17 protein-coding genes are annotated in these 18,667 nt (G+C 65.9%); 9 read left to right on the plus strand and 8 right to left on the minus strand.

Features of this window, described 5'->3' with window-relative positions:
- Nucleotides 1-1,452 (minus strand): Asp-tRNA(Asn)/Glu-tRNA(Gln) amidotransferase subunit GatA, encoded by a 1,452-nt coding sequence (gatA, locus tag E8F12_RS21995; protein WP_280327303.1) that lies wholly within the window; start codon nucleotides 1,450-1,452, stop codon nucleotides 1-3.
- Between the two features lie 14 nt (nucleotides 1,453-1,466).
- Nucleotides 1,467-1,754, minus strand: coding sequence for an Asp-tRNA(Asn)/Glu-tRNA(Gln) amidotransferase subunit GatC (gene gatC / locus E8F12_RS22000; RefSeq protein WP_280327304.1), 288 nt, complete (start codon nucleotides 1,752-1,754; stop codon nucleotides 1,467-1,469).
- A 218-nt stretch (nucleotides 1,755-1,972) separates the two neighbouring features.
- Here gatC and mreB point away from each other — a divergent pair, with 218 nt between their 5' ends.
- From mreB to tldD, 8 genes are read left to right on the plus strand one after another with little or no spacing between them, the layout of a single operon-like run.
- Nucleotides 1,973-3,010, plus strand: a complete 1,038-nt coding sequence (gene mreB / locus E8F12_RS22005; RefSeq protein ID WP_280289767.1) for a rod shape-determining protein MreB — start codon at nucleotides 1,973-1,975, stop codon at nucleotides 3,008-3,010.
- Between the two features lie 33 nt (nucleotides 3,011-3,043).
- Nucleotides 3,044-4,114, plus strand: coding sequence for a rod shape-determining protein MreC (gene mreC / locus E8F12_RS22010; RefSeq protein WP_280327622.1), 1,071 nt, complete (start codon nucleotides 3,044-3,046; stop codon nucleotides 4,112-4,114).
- Complete coding sequence (gene mreD / locus E8F12_RS22015; protein WP_280327305.1) at nucleotides 4,114-4,602, plus strand: rod shape-determining protein MreD; 489 nt, start codon at nucleotides 4,114-4,116, stop codon at nucleotides 4,600-4,602. Before mreC ends, mreD begins: the two co-directional genes overlap by 1 nt.
- 51 nt (nucleotides 4,603-4,653) lie before the next feature.
- Nucleotides 4,654-5,244, plus strand: a complete 591-nt coding sequence (locus E8F12_RS22020) for a Maf family protein (RefSeq protein WP_280327306.1) — start codon at nucleotides 4,654-4,656, stop codon at nucleotides 5,242-5,244.
- A gap of 9 nt (nucleotides 5,245-5,253) precedes the next feature.
- Nucleotides 5,254-6,711 carry a ribonuclease G gene (gene rng / locus E8F12_RS22025; RefSeq protein WP_280327307.1) on the plus strand — a complete coding sequence of 486 codons (1,458 nt, stop codon included), beginning with the start codon at nucleotides 5,254-5,256 and terminating at the stop codon, nucleotides 6,709-6,711.
- A gap of 37 nt (nucleotides 6,712-6,748) precedes the next feature.
- Nucleotides 6,749-10,543, plus strand: a complete 3,795-nt coding sequence (locus E8F12_RS22030) for a YhdP family protein (protein ID WP_280327623.1) — start codon at nucleotides 6,749-6,751, stop codon at nucleotides 10,541-10,543.
- A gap of 56 nt (nucleotides 10,544-10,599) precedes the next feature.
- A complete protein-coding gene (locus tag E8F12_RS22035; protein WP_280327308.1) occupies nucleotides 10,600-11,454 on the plus strand; it encodes a carbon-nitrogen hydrolase family protein in 855 nt (284 codons plus the stop codon).
- On the plus strand, nucleotides 11,451-12,893 hold the full coding sequence (tldD, locus tag E8F12_RS22040) for a metalloprotease TldD (RefSeq protein WP_280327309.1): 1,443 nt from the start codon (nucleotides 11,451-11,453) through the stop codon (nucleotides 12,891-12,893). Before E8F12_RS22035 ends, tldD begins: the two co-directional genes overlap by 4 nt.
- An 18-nt stretch (nucleotides 12,894-12,911) precedes the next feature.
- Here the strand turns inward: tldD and yjgA are convergent, their stop codons facing one another.
- Nucleotides 12,912-13,433 (minus strand): ribosome biogenesis factor YjgA, encoded by a 522-nt coding sequence (gene yjgA, locus E8F12_RS22045; RefSeq protein WP_280327310.1) that lies wholly within the window; start codon nucleotides 13,431-13,433, stop codon nucleotides 12,912-12,914.
- A 143-nt stretch (nucleotides 13,434-13,576) separates the two neighbouring features.
- On the opposite strand from yjgA, the gene pmbA reads away from it, so the two are divergent.
- A complete protein-coding gene (pmbA, locus tag E8F12_RS22050; RefSeq protein ID WP_280327311.1) occupies nucleotides 13,577-14,923 on the plus strand; it encodes a metalloprotease PmbA in 1,347 nt (448 codons plus the stop codon).
- 161 nt (nucleotides 14,924-15,084) lie between these two features.
- On the opposite strand, the gene E8F12_RS22055 is transcribed toward pmbA, so the two are convergent.
- The 5 genes from E8F12_RS22055 to E8F12_RS22075 form a co-directional block, all read right to left on the minus strand.
- On the minus strand, nucleotides 15,085-15,357 hold the full coding sequence (locus E8F12_RS22055; protein ID WP_280290805.1) for an HPr family phosphocarrier protein: 273 nt from the start codon (nucleotides 15,355-15,357) through the stop codon (nucleotides 15,085-15,087).
- 15 nt (nucleotides 15,358-15,372) lie between these two features.
- Nucleotides 15,373-16,230, minus strand: a complete 858-nt coding sequence (rapZ, locus tag E8F12_RS22060; protein ID WP_280327312.1) for an RNase adapter RapZ — start codon at nucleotides 16,228-16,230, stop codon at nucleotides 15,373-15,375.
- A gap of 9 nt (nucleotides 16,231-16,239) precedes the next feature.
- Entirely contained in the window at nucleotides 16,240-16,704 is a 465-nt protein-coding gene (ptsN, locus tag E8F12_RS22065) for a PTS IIA-like nitrogen regulatory protein PtsN (protein WP_280327313.1), read from the minus strand.
- A 10-nt stretch (nucleotides 16,705-16,714) separates the two neighbouring features.
- Complete coding sequence (gene raiA, locus E8F12_RS22070; protein WP_280290808.1) at nucleotides 16,715-17,023, minus strand: ribosome-associated translation inhibitor RaiA; 309 nt, start codon at nucleotides 17,021-17,023, stop codon at nucleotides 16,715-16,717.
- An 86-nt stretch (nucleotides 17,024-17,109) separates the two neighbouring features.
- The gene (locus tag E8F12_RS22075) at nucleotides 17,110-18,606 is read right to left on the minus strand and encodes an RNA polymerase factor sigma-54 (protein ID WP_280327314.1); all 1,497 of its coding nucleotides are present in this window, start codon (nucleotides 18,604-18,606) and stop codon (nucleotides 17,110-17,112) included.
- Nucleotides 18,607-18,667 lie beyond the last annotated feature (61 nt).

An 18,667-nucleotide genomic window follows, 5' to 3' on the forward strand; every position in this document is an offset into this window, starting at 1 on the left:
TCAGAATCCAGCCGGAGCTTGTTTGTGCCAGTCGGTCGCCTGCTGGTACTGGTGAGCGACGTTGAGCAGGCGGCCTTCCTGGAAGTATGGGGCCAGCAGCTGGACGCCGACCGGCAGGCCGTCGACGAAACCGGCGGGCATGGAGAGGCCCGGCAGACCCGCCAGGTTGGCGGTGATGGTGTAGATGTCTTCCAGGTACTGGGCGACCGGGTCGTTGTTCTTCTCGCCGAGCTTCCAGGCCGGGTTGGGCGTGGTCGGGCCGAGGATCACGTCGACTTCGGCGAAGGCGCTGATGAAGTCGTTCTTGATCAGGCGGCGGATCTTCTGCGCCTTCAGGTAATAGGCGTCGTAATAGCCGGCGGACAGGGCGTAGGTGCCGACCATGATGCGGCGCTTCACCTCATCGCCGAAGCCTTCAGCGCGGGAGCGCTTGTAGAGGTCTTCCAGGCTCGAGGGGTTCTCGCAGCGATAGCCGAAGCGCACGCCGTCGAATCGCGACAGGTTGGAGGAGGCTTCCGCCGGGGCGATCACGTAGTAGGCCGGAATGGCGTGCTGCATGTTCGGCAGCGAGACTTCCTTGACGGTGGCGCCGAGCTTCTTCAGCTCCTCGACCACGGCCAGTACCGCGTTGGCGATGCGGCTGTCGAGGCCGGCGCCGAAATACTCCTTCGGCAGGCCGATGCGCAGGCCGGCCAGGGGCTGGTTCAGGGCGGCCAGGTAATCATCCACCGGCTGGTCGACGCTGGTGGAGTCCTTCGGGTCGAACCCGGCGATGGCGCCTAGCATCAGCGCGCAGTCCTCGGCCGTGCGGGCCAGCGGGCCGCCCTGGTCGAGGCTGGAGGCGTAGGCGATCATGCCCCAGCGGGAAACCCGGCCGTAGGTGGGCTTGATGCCGGTGAGGTTGGTGAAGGCGGCCGGCTGGCGGATCGAGCCGCCGGTGTCGGTGCCGGTGGCGGCGGGCACCAGGCGTGCGGCCACGGCCGCGGCCGAACCGCCGGAGGAACCGCCGGGGACGCGTTCGAGGTTCCAGGGATTCTTCACCGCGCCATAGTGGCTGGATTCGTTGGAGGAGCCCATGGCGAACTCGTCCATGTTCAGCTTGCCGAGGCTGACGGCGCCAGCGGCCTTGAGGCGCGCAACCACCGTGGCGTCGTAGGGCGCCTTGAAGCCGCTGAGGATCTTCGAGGCGCAGCTGGTCAGCACGCCCTCGGTGCAGAACAGGTCCTTGTGCGCAATGGGGGCGCCGAGCAGGGCGCCCTGCTCACCGGCGGCGCGCCGTGCGTCGGCTGCCCGGGACTGTTCGATGGCCGGTTCGTCGGTGATGCTGATAAAGCTGTTCAATTGCGGATCGAGCTGATGGATACGCGCCAGCAGGGTGCGGGTCAGCTCTTCGGCGGAGAATTCCTTGGCGGCGAGGCCGCGGGCGATCTCGGCGAGGGTCAGTTGATGCATGGGGAACCCTTTCCTTATTCGATGACTTTGGGCACGAGGTAAAGGCCGTTCTCGACGGCCGGGGCGATGGCCTGGTAGGCGTCGCGGCGATTTTCCTCGGTGACGCTGTCGGCGCGCAGGCGCTGGGTGGCGTCCAGGGGGTGGGCCATGGGCTCGATGCCGTCGGTGTCCACGGCCTGCATCGCGTCGATCAGGCCGAGGATGTTATTGAGGGTATCGGTGGTACGCGGGATATCGGCCTCGTTCAGGCCCAGTCGGGCGAGATGGGCGATTTTTTCCACGTCGGAGCGTTCAAGCGCCATCGGGTGTCTCCAACTAGAAGCGGCCTGCGTGGGCAGTCGACCGTGCGGGAATCGAGCGGGGAACGGTGCTGCGAACGGGCGGTCAAAGGCCGCGATGATGGGCCTTGGTGGCCCGGAAAAACAGGCAATTTAACATATCGGCGCCTTGCCCAAAATCCCCGTCATTGTTAGAGTTTGCCGCACTTTTTTACCCACGCGTTGCCTAGGGTCCCTCTCCCATGTTCAAGAAACTGCGTGGCATGTTTTCCAGTGATCTGTCGATCGACCTGGGCACTGCCAATACCCTTATTTACGTGCGCGAGCGCGGTATCGTCCTCAACGAACCCTCCGTGGTCGCCATTCGTAACCATGGCAACCAGAAAAGCGTGGTAGCCGTAGGCACCGATGCCAAGCGCATGCTCGGGCGTACTCCTGGCAACATTTCCGCCATCCGTCCGATGAAGGACGGTGTGATCGCCGACTTCAGCGTCTGCGAGAAGATGCTCCAGTACTTCATCAACAAGGTTCACGAGAACAGCTTCCTGCAGCCGAGTCCGCGCGTCCTGATCTGCGTGCCCTGCAAGTCCACCCAGGTGGAGCGTCGCGCGATTCGTGAATCCGCCCTGGGTGCCGGCGCCCGTGAAGTATTCCTGATCGAAGAACCCATGGCCGCCGCTATCGGCGCCGGTCTGCCGGTGGAAGAGGCTCGCGGCTCCATGGTCGTGGACATCGGCGGCGGCACCACCGAAATCGCCCTGATCTCCCTGAACGGTGTCGTCTACGCCGAATCCGTCCGCGTTGGCGGCGACCGCTTCGACGAATCCATCGTCACCTACGTGCGCCGCAACTACGGCAGCCTGATCGGCGAATCCACCGCCGAGCGGATCAAGCAGGAAATCGGCAATGCCTTCCCGGGCGGCGAAGTCCGTGAGATCGACGTTCGCGGCCGTAACCTGGCCGAAGGCGTGCCGCGCAGCTTCACCCTGAACTCCAACGAAGTGCTCGAAGCCCTGCAGGAGTCGCTTTCGACCATCGTCCAGGCCGTCAAGAGTGCCCTGGAACAGTCGCCGCCGGAACTGGCGTCCGACATCGCCGAGCGCGGCCTCGTGCTGACCGGTGGTGGCGCGCTGCTGCGCGACCTGGACAAGCTGCTGGCCCAGGAAACCGGCCTGCCGGTGATAGTCGCCGAAGATCCGCTGACCTGCGTCGCCCGTGGCGGCGGCCGTGCACTGGAGATGATGGACCGTCACGCGATGGATCTGCTCTCCACCGAGTAAGGTTGGGGAGCTTCAGTGCCATAGGAGCGGGCCATCAAGCCGCTATTCACCAAGGGACCTTCGCTCGGCGTGCGCATGCTGGTGTTCGCCGTGCTCTCGGCTGCGCTGATGGTGGTCGACGCCCGCTTCGACACCCTCAAGCCCATGCGCAGCCAGATGGGCCTGGTCCTCACGCCTTTCTACTGGCTGGCTGACCTGCCGGTTCGCGCCTGGGACGGCGTCAGCGACCAGTTCACCAGCCGCAGCACCTTGGTCGCCGAGAACGAGAAGCTCAAGGCCGAGGCCCTGCTGATGCAGCGTCGCCTGCAGAAGTTGGCGACCCTGACCGAGCAGAACGTGCGCCTGCGCGAGTTGCTCAACTCCTCCGCCCTGGTGGACGAGAAGGTCCTGGTGGGCGAGTTGATCGGCGTCGATCCCAATCCCTTCACCCACCGCATCCTGATCGACAAGGGCGAGAAGGACGGCGTGTTCCTCGGCCAGCCGGTGCTCGACGCTCGCGGCCTGATGGGGCAGGTGGTCGAGGTGATGCCCTACACCGCCCGCGTGCTGCTGCTGACCGATACCACTCACAGCATCCCGGTGCAGGTGAACCGCAACGGCCTGCGCGCCATCGCCAGCGGTACCGGCAACCCGGAGCGCCTGGAATTGCGCCACGTGGCCGATACCGCCGATATCAAGGAAGGCGACCTCCTGGTCAGCTCCGGGATGGGCCAGCGCTTCCCGGCCGGTTACCCGGTGGCGACGGTCAAGGAAGTCATCCACGACTCCGGCCAGCCCTTCGCCATCGTGCGTGCCGTGCCCACCGCCGCGTTGAACCGCAGCCGCTACATGCTCCTGGTCTTCACCGATACCCGCAGCCCTGAAGAACGCGCCAACGACGCGGCCAAGGCCCAGGAGGCCGCTGACCGCGAGGCCGCGGTGCGCCCGGCCGATGGCAGTGCGCCGGTCCCCGCTGCCCAGGCGGCACCCGTCGCACCGAATGTGCCGGCAACGCCCGCCGCCGCCCCGACCGCTCCGACTATCCCGGCCACCCCGTCTGCGGCGCCCGCCGCGGCCGCCCCTGCCAAGCCGCCGGCGGCGCAGAACACCCAGGAGGGCCAGTAATGGTCGGCCAGCGTTCCAACAATGGCTGGGTCATCTGGTTCAGCCTGATCCTGGCCCTGGTACTCAGCGTCGGGCCGTTGCCCAGCTTCATGGAGATAGGCCGGCCGCTCTGGCTGGCGCTGTTCCTCACATACTGGGCCCTCGCCCTGCCGCACCGCGTCGGCATGACCACCGCCTGGTTGCTGGGCCTCGCGGAGGATGTCCTCTACGGCACGCTGCTCGGGCAGAACGCCCTGATCCTCGCCTTGATCACCTTCCTGGTGCTGACCCTGCACCAGCGTCTGCGCATGTTCCCCATGTGGCAGCAGTGCCTCGTGTTGCTCGTGGTTTTCGGCCTGGCCCAGCTGGTGCAGCTGTGGCTCAATGCCCTTACCGGTAATCGTCCCCCGACCCTGGTCTTCCTGCTGCCCGCACTGGTCAGCGCGCTGCTCTGGCCTTGGGTATACGCCGCCCTGCGCGGTACGAGTCGCCGCCTCAACGTCAATTGATCGGCTTGCGGCCATGTCGCAAGCCTCTGTCTTCGACAGGGAGAAGTCCGCATGGCCACGCTGTACCTGGCTTCGGGGTCGCCGCGCCGGCGCGAATTGCTGGCGCAGATCGGCGTCCCCCATGTCACCCTGATCGCCTCCATCGATGAAGCCGCATTGCCCGGCGAGGCTGCGTCCGCCTATGTCGAACGCCTGGCCCGGGAGAAGGCCCTGGCCGGCCTCGCCAGCCTGGAGCAGTCGGACGGCGCTTGCGTGCTGGGCGCCGATACCGCCGTGGTGCTGGATGGCCACATCCTCGGCAAGCCGGCCGGCCGTGCGGAGGCCCTGGCTACATTGGCACTGCTTTCCGGCCGCGAGCATGAGGTGCTCACCGCCGTCGCCCTGGCCGATGCTTCGCGCTGCGAGGCACGGGTGGTCAGCAGCCGGGTGCGCTTCCGCGCCATTCCCCCTGCCGAACGTGAAGCCTACTGGGCCAGCGGCGAGCCTGCCGACAAGGCGGGCAGCTACGCTATCCAGGGGCTGGGTGCGGTATTCGTCAGTCACGTGCAGGGCAGTTATTCAGCGGTAGTGGGATTGCCGCTGCTGGAAACGGCGGAGATGCTCGCCGGGTTCGGCATTCCTTGTTGGCAGCACCTGGGATAGGTCAACGGCATGAGCGAAGAGATTCTGATCAATATCACGCCGATGGAATCGCGCGTGGCGGTAGTCGAGAACGGTGTGCTGCAAGAGGTGCATGTCGAGCGCACGCAGCGCCGCGGCATAGTCGGCAACATCTACAAGGGCAAGGTGGTGCGGGTGCTGCCGGGAATGCAGGCGGCCTTCGTCGACATCGGCCTGGACCGCGCGGCGTTCATCCACGCCTCGGAAATCAGTACCCGCGAAGGCAGTGCGGTGGAAAGCATCAGTGCCCTGGTGCACGAGGGCCAGAGCCTGGTAGTGCAGGTCACCAAGGACCCCATCGGCAGCAAGGGCGCGCGCCTGACCACCCAGCTGTCGATTCCCTCGCGCTACCTGGTGTACATGCCGCGCACCAGCCATGTGGGCATTTCCCTGAAGATCGAGGACGAAGCCGAGCGCGAGCGCCTCAAGCAGGTGGTGGCCGACTGCATTGCCGCCGAGGGCATCGAGGAGGCCGGCGGTTTCATCCTGCGTACCGCCGCCGATGGCGCCCGCGCCGACGAGATACTGGCGGATATCCGCTACCTGCGCCGCCTGTGGGAGCAGATTTCCGCCCAGATGCAGACCGCCCCCGCGCCGTCGGTCATCTACGAAGACCTCAGCCTGGCCCTGCGCACCCTGCGCGACCTGGTCAATCCGCGTATCGAGAAGATTCGCATCGACTCCCGCGAAACCTTCCAGAAGGTCACCCAGTTCGTCGACGAACTGATGCCGGAAATCTCCGACCGCCTGGAACACTATCCCGGCGAGCGGCCGATCTTCGACCTCTACGGCGTCGAGGACGAAATCCAGAAGGCCCTGGAGCGCAAGGTCCTGCTCAAATCCGGCGGCTACTTGATCATCGACCCCACCGAGGCGATGACGACCATCGACGTCAACACCGGCGCCTTCGTCGGCCACCGGACCCTCGAAGAGACCATCTTCAAGACCAACCTCGAGGCCGCGACCGCCATCGCTCGCCAGCTGCGCCTGCGCAACCTGGGCGGGATCATCATCATCGACTTCATCGACATGGAAGATGAAGAGCACCAGCGCCAGGTGCTGCGGACCCTGGAAAAGCAGCTGGAGCGCGATCACGCCAAGACCAACATCATCGGCATCACCGAACTCGGCCTGGTGCAGATGACCCGCAAGCGCACCCGCGAAAGCCTGATCCAGGTGCTCTGCGAACCCTGTTCGTGCTGCCAGGGGCGTGGCCTGCTGAAGACCGCGGAGACCATCTGCTACGAGATCTTCCGCGAGATCCTGCGCGAGGCCCGCGCCTACCAGGCCGAAGGCTACCTGGTGCTGGCCAATCAGAAGGTGGTGGATCGCCTTCTGGATGAAGAGTCGGGGAACGTCGCCGATCTGGAGGCGTTCATCGGTCGCCCCATCAAGTTCCAGGTAGAAACCATGTACTCCCAGGAACAGTACGATGTGGTCCTGCTCTGAGGCGCTGAGCTGAGTGGAAGCCTTGGCTCGTGGGTTGATGCGCGCCCTGCGCTGGCTGCTGGCGCTCTGCGCCCTGTGCCTGGTGCTGGCGGCGCTCTACGTCAGCCTGGGACGCGAGTTGGTGCCGCTGGTGGCCGAGTATCGCGCCGAGGCTGAGGCCAGGGCCTCCGCCGCGCTGGGGCAGCCCTTGAAGATTGGCAGCCTCGAAGGCCGCTGGAATGGCCTGGCGCCACTGCTGATTGCCCATGACGTACTGCTGGGGGAGGGTGCCGGCGCCCTGCGCCTGGACCAGGTCCGCGTGTTGCCCGACGTGTTCGGCAGCCTGCTGGCGAACCAGCCGCGCATCGACCGCTTGGAGCTGGACGGCGTCCAGATCAGCCTGCGCCAGGATGAGGCCGGCAAGTGGCACCTGGAAGGCTTCGCGGCCAGTCCGGACAAACCACTGCCCGGCCCCAGACAGGTGCGCGACCTGCTGCGGCGGATCGGCCTGGTCTCGGTCCTCAACAGCCAACTCACCCTCGAACCCCATGGGCAGGCGCCTGCCAGCTTCACCCAGGTCAGCCTCAGTCTGCAGGCCGGCCCCAGCCGCCAGCGCCTCGACGGCCGCCTGAGCCTGCCCGACGGCCAACCCCTGGCCCTGCTACTGCGTGCCCGGATGGACGCGGACGCCTGGCTGCAAAGCGAGGCCGATCTCTACCTCAGCCTGCCGCAAAGTGACTGGGCACGCTGGGTACCGGCCAACCTGACCCGCGACTGGCGCCTGCAACGCCTGCAGGCCGGCGGCGAAGCCTGGCTGGAATGGGCCAAGGGCGGCCTGCAACGGGCGGTGGCCCGGCTGCACGTGCCCGAGGCCAGCGGCGCCTATGCCGAGCGCAAACCGGTAACCCTGGGCAACCTTGGCCTGAATGCCTACTTCACCCGCACCGAAGAAGGTTTCCAGGTCCTGCTGGACTCCCTGGCGGCGAACATCGGCAAGGAGCGCTGGGGCGAGGCCCACATCCGCCTCGACTACAAGGCTGGCGAGCAGCAGGAGTGGCGGCTTGGCGCCGACCGCCTGGACGTGGCGCCGCTGCTGCCGCTCGTGGACGCCCTGGTGCCCCTGCCCGAACAGGCCGCGGAACTGGTCGCCGGGCTCAGGCCCCGTGGCGCCCTGCGCAACCTGAGCCTGAATTACCGGCCGCAACAGGAAGGTGCCAAGCGACTGCAGTTCAGCAGCAACCTGGCCGGCGTGGGGTTCAATGCCTACCGCGGTGCGCCCGCCGTGGAGAATGCCAGCGGCAGCCTGACCGGCGATCTACAGCAGGGCGAATTGCGCCTGGACGCCAATGACTTTGTCCTGCACCTGGATCAGCTCTTTCCGAAGCCCTGGCACTACCGCGAAGCCCGCGCGCGGCTGACCTGGAGCCTGGATGACGCCGCCTTCACCCTGGCCAGCCCCTACATGCGCCTGGTGGGGGAGGAAGGTAACATCGCCGGCGACATGCTGATCCGCCTGATGCGGGCTCCCGAGGCCGAGGACTACATGGACCTGCGCGTCGGCCTGAGCGACGGCGACGCCCGCTACACCGAGAAGTACCTGCCGACCCGCTCGCCCGGGCTCAATCCGGCCCTGGCCAAGTGGCTGAAGGAAGCGATCAAGGGTGGCGCGGTGGATGAGGGCTACTTCCAGTACCAGGGCTCCCTGGCCAAGGGAGCCGACCCGGAGGCACGTTCCCTCAGCCTGTTCTTCAAGGTGCATGACGCCAGGCTGGCCTTCCAGCCGGGTTGGCCCGAGCTGCGCGAGGCCCGTGGCGATGTGTTCATCGAGGATACCGGCGTGCGAGTCAAGGTGCCGGCCGGGCGGATCCTCGACACCCGGGTGAGCGATGCCGAGGCCGAGGTGCCCCATGTGGAGCCCGGCCAGGTGCCGCACCTGCTGCTGGACGCCAAGCTGGCCAGCAGCTTCCGGGATGGGCTGAAGATCCTCCAGGAAGCACCGATAGGCACCGGCCCCATCTTCGCCGGCTGGCAGGGCCAGGGTCCGCTGGACGGCAGCCTGAAGCTGAACGTTCCCCTGGAGAAAGGCCACCCGCCCCATGTGGTGGTGGACCTGCGCACGGCCGACGCCCAGCTGAAGATCGCCCGTCCGGAGCTGGCCTTGACCCGGCTCAAGGGTGCCTTCCGCTACGACACCGCCAGCGGCCTCAGCTCCCAGGACATCCGCGGCCAGGTCTTCGGCCGCGAAGTGCGGGCCAGGGCCCAGGCCGAGGGCCGCGATGGCAAGGCCCGCTCGCGGATCCTGGCCAACGGCAGCATCACCCTGAAGGACCTTACCGCATGGCTCGGGGTCACCCAGCCATTGCCGGCCTCGGGTGCTCTGCCCTACAGCCTGAACCTGAGCCTGGATGGCAAGGACAGCCAACTGAGCATCGATTCCAACCTCAAGGGCCTGGCCGTCGACCTGCCGGCGCCTTACGGCAAGACGGCCGACGAATCCCGCGACACCAGCTGGCGCATGACCCTGGATGGCGAAGAACGGCGTTACTGGCTGGTCTATGACAAGCTGGCCAGCCTGGCCCTGGCGGCCCCCGTGGGCAAGCTGGATGAGGCGCGTGGCGATCTGGTGCTGGGGGGCGGTGCGGCCAGCCTGCCGGGCGCAAAGGGCCTGCGCGTGCGAGGTCGAGTCGAAGAACTGGATACCGCACCCTGGATGGAACTGGCCAGGCAGTACCTGCCCAAGGAGGGTGTCGAGAAGGCCCGTCTGCTGAGCAGCGCCAACCTGGAAATCGGGCGCTTCAAGGGTTATGGGTTGAGCCTGGAGAACCTCAAGGCCAGCCTGGAGCGTTCGTCCGGCGGTTGGAATCTCGGCCTGGATAGCGCCTTGCTCCAGGGCAGCGTGGTGATGGCGGACGCCAGGGATGTGCCCATCGCCATCCACATGAAGCAGATTCGACTGCCCAAACCACCGGAAAACGAGGCTGAGGCCGACGCCAAGCCCGACCCGCTGGCCGCGGTCGACCCGCGCCAGGTACCGGCGCTGGATGTGCGCATCGACCAGGTGGTGCTGGGCGATGCGCCGCTGGGCGCCTGGTCGTTCAAGGCGCGACCCAATGCCAAGGGCGTGGCCTTCAACGAGCTGGACCTCGACCTCAAGGGGCTGAAGGTCAGCGGCTCGGCCGGATGGGAAGGAACCGCGGAGAGCAGCAGCTCCTGGTACAAGGGCCGGCTGGAAGGCAAGAACCTGGCGGATGTGCTCAAGGCCTGGAACTTCGCTCCTTCGGCCACCAGCGAGCGCTTCCGTATGGACGTCGATGGGCGCTGGCCGGGGTCGCCGGCCTGGGTCAGCCTCAAGCGCTACTCCGGCTCACTGGACGCCAGCCTGCACAAGGGCCAGTTCGTCGAGCTGGAGGGCGGCGCCCAGGCCTTGCGAGTGTTCGGCCTGCTCAATTTCAACTCCATCGGCCGGCGAATACGCCTGGACTTCTCCGACCTGCTCGACAAGGGGCTGGCCTACGACCGGGTCAAGGGCCTGCTGGTGGGCAGCGAGGGCCGTTTCGTGACCCGCGAACCGATCAAGCTCGAAGGTCCCTCCAGCGGCCTGGAGCTCGATGGCACCCTGGACCTGGCCGCCGACCGCATCGACGCCAAGTTGCTGGTGACCCTGCCGGTGACCAATAACCTGCCGCTGGCGGCGCTGATCGTCGGCGCGCCGGCCATCGGCGGCGCGCTGTTCGTCGTCGACAAGCTGTTGGGCGACAAGGTGGCGCGGTTCGCCAGCGTGCAATACAACGTCCAGGGCTCCTGGAAGAGCCCGAAGATCACCTTCGAAAAGCCTTTTGAAAAGCCTCGTTGAAGCGAGCAAGCGCTGCTTGGGTTAGCATGCATTCCATGCCCCGTGCGGAGATTCAGATGTCCCTTGCCGTGATTCAGATGGTCAGCCAGGACGATGTCCTGGCCAACCTCGCCAGTGCCCGGCGCCTGCTGGAGCAGGCCGCCGAAGGCGGCGCCTTTCTCGCGGTGCTGCCGGAAAACTTCGCCGCCATCGGCCGCCGCGACCTGGCCAGCCTGGGCCGCGCCGAGGCCGCCGGTCAGGGGCCCATCCTGCCCTGGCTGCGCCAGGCGGCGCGCGACCTGAAACTGTGGATAGTGGCCGGCACCCTGCCGCTGCCGCCCGACGACCGGCCGCAGGGAAAACCCAATGCCTGCTCGTTGCTGATCGACGAGCAGGGCGAGCGGGTGGCGCGCTACGACAAGATTCACCTGTTCGACGTCGACGTGACCGACAACCGCGGCCGTTATCGCGAGTCCGACGACTATGCCCACGGCGCCCGGGTGGTGGTGGCCGATACCCCGGTGGGCCGACTCGGTCTGACCGTCTGCTACGACCTGCGTTTCCCCGAACTCTACGGCGCCCTGCGCGAAGCCGGCGCCGAACTGATCAGCGCGCCTTCTGCCTTCACCGCAGTCACCGGCGCCGCGCACTGGCAGGTGTTGGTGCGCGCACGCGCCATCGAAACCCAGTGCTACCTCCTGGCGGCCGGACAGGGCGGTATTCATCCGGGCCCGCGCGAGACCTTCGGGCATTCGGCGATAGTCGATCCCTGGGGCCGGGTGCTGGCCGAGCAGGCCCAAGGCGAGGCCGTACTGCTGGCCAGCCGTGATGCCAAGGAGCAGGCGGCCATTCGCCAACGCATGCCGGTGAGCACCCACAGACGATTCTTGACGCCGGCCACTCCCGGGCCGGCGCGTACGGAGAAGTTATGAGCGACCTCTTGTTAACCGTCAGCGAGCACCTGCTGGCGCCCGGTGAACTCAGCATCGAGCAGTTGCCGGCGATCCTCGGCGAACTCGCCGGTCCCGGCATAGATGCCGCCGACCTGTACTTTCAGGGGCAGATTTCCGAGTCCTGGGTGCTGGAGGACGGCATCGTCAAGGAAGGCAGCTTCCACCTCGACCAAGGCGTGGGCGTGCGGGCCCAGTCCGGCGAGAAGACCGGCTTCGCCTACAGCAATGCCATCACCGCCGATGCCCTGCGCCAGGCGGCGCGCGCCGCGCGCTCCATTTCCCGGGCCGGGCAGGAAGGGCGCGTGCAGGCCTTCGCCAGCCCGCAGGTGACCCGGTTGTACGATTCCAGCAGCCCGCTGGATGTGATCAGCCGCGCCGAGAAGGTGGAATTGCTGAAGAGCGTCGACGCCGCGACCCGTGCCCTGGACCCGCGCATCAAGCAGGTCACCGTGAGCATGGCCGGGGTCTGGGAACGCATCCTGATCGCCGCCAGCGACGGCAGCCTGGGCGCCGATATCCGCCCGCTGGTGCGCTTCAATGTCAGTGTGATCGTCGAGCAGAACGGCCGGCGCGAACGCGGCGGCCATGGCGGCGGCGGGCGCACCGACTATCGCTATTTCCTGCAGGAAGACCGCGCCATGGGCTATGCCCGCGAGGCCCTGCGCCAGGCCCTGGTGAACCTGGAAGCGGTGCCGGCACCGGCCGGAACCCTGCCGGTGGTGATGGGCGCGGGCTGGTCCGGCGTGCTGCTGCACGAGGCGGTGGGTCATGGCCTGGAAGGCGACTTCAACCGCAAGGGCAGTTCGGCCTACAGTGGCCGCATGGGCGAGAAGGTCGCGTCCAGTCTCTGCACCATCGTCGACGACGGCACCCTGGCCTATCGCCGCGGCTCCCTGAGCATCGACGACGAGGGCACCCCGACCCGCTGCACCACGCTGATCGAGAATGGCGTGCTCAAGGGCTACATGCAGGACAAGCTCAATGCCCGTCTGATGGGCGTCGCGCGCACCGGCAACGGCCGCCGCGAGTCCTACGCCCACCTGCCGATGCCGCGCATGACCAACACCTACATGCTGGCCGGCAAGAGCGACCCGCAGGAGATTATCGCCTCGGTGGAGCGCGGCCTCTACTGCGCCAACCTGGGCGGTGGCCAAGTGGACATCACCAGCGGCAAGTTCGTCTTCTCCACCAGTGAGGCCTACCTGATCGAGAACGGCAAGATCACCACGCCGGTGAAGGGCGCCACGCTGATCGGCAACGGTCCCGAGGCCATGAGCCGGGTATCCATGGTCGGCAACGACCTGGCACTGGACAGCGGCGTCGGGACCTGCGGCAAGGACGGACAGTCGGTGCCGGTGGGCGTGGGCCAGCCGACCCTGAAGATTGATGCGATCACGGTAGGCGGGACGGGGGCCTGATGACGGCCCCTGGTAGGATCAGCGCAAGCCGCGCTTGGCTTCGTCCAGGTCGCGGATGTACTTGAACACCTTGCGCGCGGCGGCCGGCGGTTTGTTGTGGGCCGCCTCGTGCTGGGCATGACGGATCAGGCCGCGCAGGTGCTGGCGGTCGGTAGTCGGGTATTCGACGACGAAGCTCTCCAGGGCAGTGTCGCCGCCCTCGATCAGGCGGTCGCGCCAGCGCTCCAGGGCGTGGAAGCGCTCGTTGTACTCGCGGGTGGAGCTGTCGAGTTGGTCGATCAGGCCGATGATGGCCTCGATATCCTGCTCGCGCATGAGCCTGCCGATGTACTGGAGGTGCCGTTTGCGGGCAACGTGCGCCTTGTGCTTCGGGGCCTCCGCCAGGGCCCGTTGCAGGGCGTCGGTCAGCGGCAGCTTGGCCAGCACGTCGGGTTTGAGGGTGGTCAGGCGCTCGCCGAGGTCCTGCAGGGCATGCAGCTCGCGCTTGATCTGGGATTTGCTCTTCTCTCCGGAGAAGTCGTCGTCGAGGAATTCAGACATGGGGGTGGTCCAATGGGAAACGCCGCCATGATAACCAGTCGGGGCCGCCTTGTCCGGCCCGGCTGGCGCCGCCAGAGCGCGGTACGTGCGGCGAGGCGCCCGATGCGCCCGCCGCGTCTCGGATTTTCTGAACTGGAGTGGCTATGAGTGAAGTAGAAGTGGTCGGCCCGGAAGCATTGCCGGAACTGCAGGCGCGGGTCGAGCGCATCCTCGCCGAGGCCCGGCGCCAGGGCGCAAGCGCCTGTGAGGTGGCTGTTTCAGTGGAGCAGGGATTGTCCACCACCGTTCGCCAGGGCGAGGTGGAAACAGTCGAATTCAACCGTGACCAGGGGTTCGGCATCACCCTTTACGTCGGGCAGCGCAAGGGCTCGGCCAGCACCTCGGCGAGCGGCGAAGACGCCATTCGCGAGACAGTGGCGGCGGCCCTCGCCATCGCCAAGCATGCCTCCGAGGACGACTGCGCCGGTCTGGCCGATGCGGCGCTCATGGCCCGCGACCTGCCGGACCTCGACCTTTACCACCCCTGGTCCATCACCCCCGAGCAGGCGGTGGAGCAGGCGCTGATCTGCGAAACGGCGGCCTTCGAGGCCGACAAGCGCGTCAGCAAGGCAGACGGCACCACCCTCAACACCCACCAGGGCTGCCGCGTCTATGGCAACAGCCATGGCTTCGTCGGCGGCTACGCCAGCACCCGGCACAGCCTGAGCTGCGTGATGATCGCCGAGGCCCAGGGGCAGATGCAGCGGGACTACTGGTATGACGTCAACCGCATCGGCAGCCAGCTGGCGGACCCTGTAAGCATCGGCCGGCGCGCCGCCGAACGCACGGCCGCACGCCTGGGTGCCCGGCCGGTACCCACCTGCGAAGTGCCGGTACTGTTCGCCGCCGAACTGGCTACCGGCCTGTTCGGCAGCTTCCTTTCGGCCATTTCCGGCGGCAACCTCTACCGCAAGTCGTCCTTCCTCGAAGGCGCACTCGGCCAGCGGCTCTTCCCCGAGTGGCTGTCCATCGACGAGCGGCCGCACATCCCGCGCGCCATGGCCAGCGCTACCTTCGACAACGACGGCCTGGCCACCTATGCCAAGCCGTTCGTGGAGAAGGGCGAGCTGGTGTCCTACATCCTCGGCACCTATTCCGGACGCAAGCTGGGCCTGCCCAGCACCGCCAACGCAGGCGGCGTGCACAACCTCTTCGTCAGCCACGGTCAGGAAGACCAGGCGGCGCTGCTGCGGCGCATGGGCCGCGGCCTGCTGGTGACCGAGCTGATGGGGCAGGGGCTGAACATGGTCACCGGCGACTACTCTCGCGGCGCCGCCGGCTACTGGGTGGAGAATGGCGAGATCCAGTTCCCGGTGCAGGAAGTGACCATCGCCGGCAACCTCAAGGACATGTTCCGCCAGATACTCGCGGTCGGCAGCGACCTGGAGCTGCGCGGCAACATCCGTACCGGCTCGGTGCTGATCGAGAAGATGACGGTCGCCGGCAGCTGAGCCGGCCTTCGCCTGAGCTGCAAACGCGCCCATTCGGGCGCGTTTTTTGTTTCTGCCGGATGACAGCTGCGAGAGCCTGGGGGGTGGCGGCGGGGGGGGCTGCCTGATGAGGAGGCTGGACACCGCGCTGGCCTGATATCAGGCGCTGGGGCGGCCCGGAATCATTCGCCTTCGTCGAACCTGTTGTTGATCAGCTCGATCAGGGCATTGAGGGCATCGTCGTCCTGATCACCTTCGGTGTGCAGGTGGATGGGCGTGCCCTTGCCAGCGGCCAGCATCATCACGGCCATGATGCTCTTGCCGTCCACCAGGCTTTCCGGGGAACGTCCAACGCGGATCTGGCAGGGGAAACGCCCGGCGACGCCGACGAATTTCGCCGCTGCCCGGGCGTGCAAGCCGAGCTTGTTGATGATGGTGATCTCGCAGGCAGGCATCGCGTTCCAATCCTTCTAACTGAGGTCGCGGTGGCGAACCTGGACATTCTTCAAGCTGGGTTTCAGTGCCGCCCCCAGGCGTTCGGCAAGGTATACCGAACGGTGGTGCCCGCCGGTGCAGCCGATGGCGATAGTGACATAAGCGCGGTTGCTGGCGGCGAATCGCGGCAGCCATTTGTTCAGGTAACCGAGGATATCCTGATACATCTCCTCGACGTCGGGTTGTCCGGCCAGGTACTCGGCGACGGCCGGCTCCAGACCGGAATGGTCACGCAGATCGGGCTTCCAGTAGGGATTTGGCAGGCAGCGCACATCGAACACCAGATCGGCATCCACAGGCATGCCGCGCTTGAAACCGAAGGATTCGACCAGGAAGGCGGTGCCGGGCTCCGGCTGGTTCAGCAGGCGCAGCTTGATGGTGTCACGCAGCTGGTAAAGGTTGAGGCGCGTGGTGTCGATCTTCAGGTCGGCGAGATCGGCAATGGGCGCCAGCAACAGCTCCTCGTCCTTGATGGCTTCGGCCAGGGAGCGGTTGTCATTGGTCAGCGGGTGGCGTCGGCGCGTTTCGGAAAAACGCTTGAGCAGCGTGTCGTGCTCGGCGTCGAGGTAGAGCACATCACACTTGATATGGCGGCCGCGGGCTTCATCCAGAAGTTCGGGGAAGCGCAACAGCTGGCTGGGCAGGTTGCGCGCGTCGATGGACACGGCGACCTGGGGTTCCAGCAGCTCGGTCTGCAGCAGGGCCCGTTCGGCCAGCTCGGGAAGCAGGGTGGCGGGCAGGTTATCGATGCAATAGAAACCGTGGTCCTCGAGAACATCGAGGGCGGTACTCTTGCCCGACCCGGAGCGGCCGCTGACGATAATCAGGCGCATGGCGAGGCCCTAGCGTCCGCTCTGTACGTCCACGACCACCTGGTACAGGCTGGTGTTGTCGGGAGCCTGACGCAAGCGCTCACGCACATCGCTGCGGTCGAGCATGCTGGCGATCTGCCGGAGCAGTTCAAGGTGCTCATCGGTGGCGGCTTCCGGGACCAGGAGGACGAACAGCAGGTCCACGGGGGCCCCATCGATGGCGTCGAAATCGACCGGTGCGTCCAACCGCAGCACAGCGCTGATCGGTGATTTGCAGCCGGTGAGGCGACAGTGGGGGATGGCGATGCCGTTGCCGAAACCAGTGGAGCCCAGCTTCTCCCGGGAAACCAGGCTTTCGAAAATATCCTGGTTGTCGAGGTCGGGAAGGTCGCGGGCGACCAGCTTGGCGATCTGTTCCAGAACGCGTTTTTTGCTGCCCCCCGGCACGTTCACCAGGGAACGGCCGAGGGTCAGGATTTGCTCGAGTCGAATCATGGGGAGGGGATCAGCGGGCAGTCGCACCCTGCTGGCGGTTCAATTGCTTTTCCTTGTGCTTGATCAACTGGCGATCGAGCTTGTCGGTGAGCAGGTCGATGGCTGCGTACATGTCTTCATGCTCCGCGTTGGCTACGACTTCGCCGCCGGCGATGTGCAAAGTGGCTTCGATTTTCTGTTTGAGTTTTTCGACGTTCATTATCACCTGTACGTTGGTGATGCGGTCGAAATGGCGCTCCAGACGGTCGAACTTTTCGACAACGTAGTTGCGCAGGGCGTCGGTCACATCCAGTTGATGTCCACTGATGTTGACTTGCATACCGCTTTCTCCTTATTGCCCGTGTATAAGAGACAGGCTAACGGGCCTGTCACCGGAACACTTTTTGGCGTGGGTCAATATCCGCGTCACATCAGTCGCTTTCGTTCGCTGGAAGGCGCTATCCCAAGGGATTCACGATACTTGGCTACTGTGCGACGGGCCACTTGAATGCCCTGTGCCTCCAGTAAACCAGCGATCTTGCTGTCACTCAACGGCTTTTTCGGATTTTCCGCTGCGACCAGTTTTTTGAGGATGGCGCGGATCGCGGTAGACGAGCATTCGCCGCCTTCCGAGGTGCTGACGTGGCTGGAAAAGAAGTACTTCAGCTCGTAGATCCCGCGGGGCGTGTGCATGTATTTCTGCGTGGTCACGCGCGAGATGGTGGACTCGTGCATGCCCACGGCTTCGGCGATGTCATGCAGGACCAGGGGCTTCATCGCCTCATCGCCGTACTCCAGGAAGCCGCGCTGGTGCTCGACTATCTGGGTAGCCACCTTCATCAGGGTTTCATTGCGGCTCTGCAGGCTCTTGATGAACCAGCGCGCTTCCTGGAGCTGATTGCGCATGAAGGTGTTGTCGGCGCTGGAGTCGGCACGGCGGACAAAGCCGGCGTAATGCGGGTTGACCCTCAGGCGTGGCACGGCTTCCTGGTTCAGCTCCACCAGCCAGCGTTCGTTGTGCTTGCGCACGATGACGTCCGGCACCACGTACTCGGGCTCGCTGGCTTCGATCTGCGAGCCGGGGCGTGGGTTCAGGGCCTGGATCAGTTCGATGATCTGGCGCAGCTCGTCTTCCTTGACCTTCATCCGCCTCATCAGCTGGCTGTAGTCGCGGCTGCCCAGCAGGTCCAGGAAGTCGCCGGCCAGGCGCAGGGCCTCGCTCAGCCAGGGCGTGTCGGCGGGCAGCTGGCGCAGCTGCAGGATCAGGCATTCGCGCAGGTCGCGGGCGCCGATGCCTGCGGGCTCGAACTGCTGGATACGGTGCAACACCACCTCGACCTCATCCAGCTCGATGCCGAGCTCGGGATCGAAGGATTCGACGACTTCTGCCAGCGATTCCTCGAGGTAGCCGTCGTTGTTGATGCAGTCGATCAGGGTGACGGCGATCAGTCGGTCGGTATCGGACATGGGCGCCAGGTTGAGCTGCCAGAGCAGGTGGCTCTGCAGGCTCTCGCCGACCGAGGTGCGCGAGGTGAAGTCCCACTCGTCGTCATCGTTGCTCGGCAGGCTGCTGGCGCTGGTCTGGTAGACGTCTTCCCAGGCGGTGTCGACGGGCAGTTCGCTGGGGATGCGTTCGTGCCATTCGCCATCTTCCAGGGCTTCGGCATTGGTCTCGACGCTGGACTCCTGGAAGCTCGATTCCTGGCTGCCGGTGTTGGGCAACTGGTCTCCTTCGGCCATCGGGTCGGAGTTGTCGAAATCGTCGCCATCCTCCTGTCGTTCGAGCATGGGATTGGACTCCAGGGCCTCCTGGATCTCCTGCTGCAGATCCAGGGTGGACAGTTGGAGTAGGCGGATGGCCTGTTGCAGCTGCGGGGTCATCGTCAGCTGCTGGCCCATCTTGAGGACTAGCGATGGTTTCATGGCAGGGGGCTTAGCACCTTATTCGCCGGCGCTCTCGCGCCATCCACTACAGGGCGCCGGA

This window comes from Pseudomonas sp. BN102, assembly GCF_029871245.1.
Classification (GTDB): Bacteria; Pseudomonadota; Gammaproteobacteria; order Pseudomonadales; family Pseudomonadaceae; genus Metapseudomonas.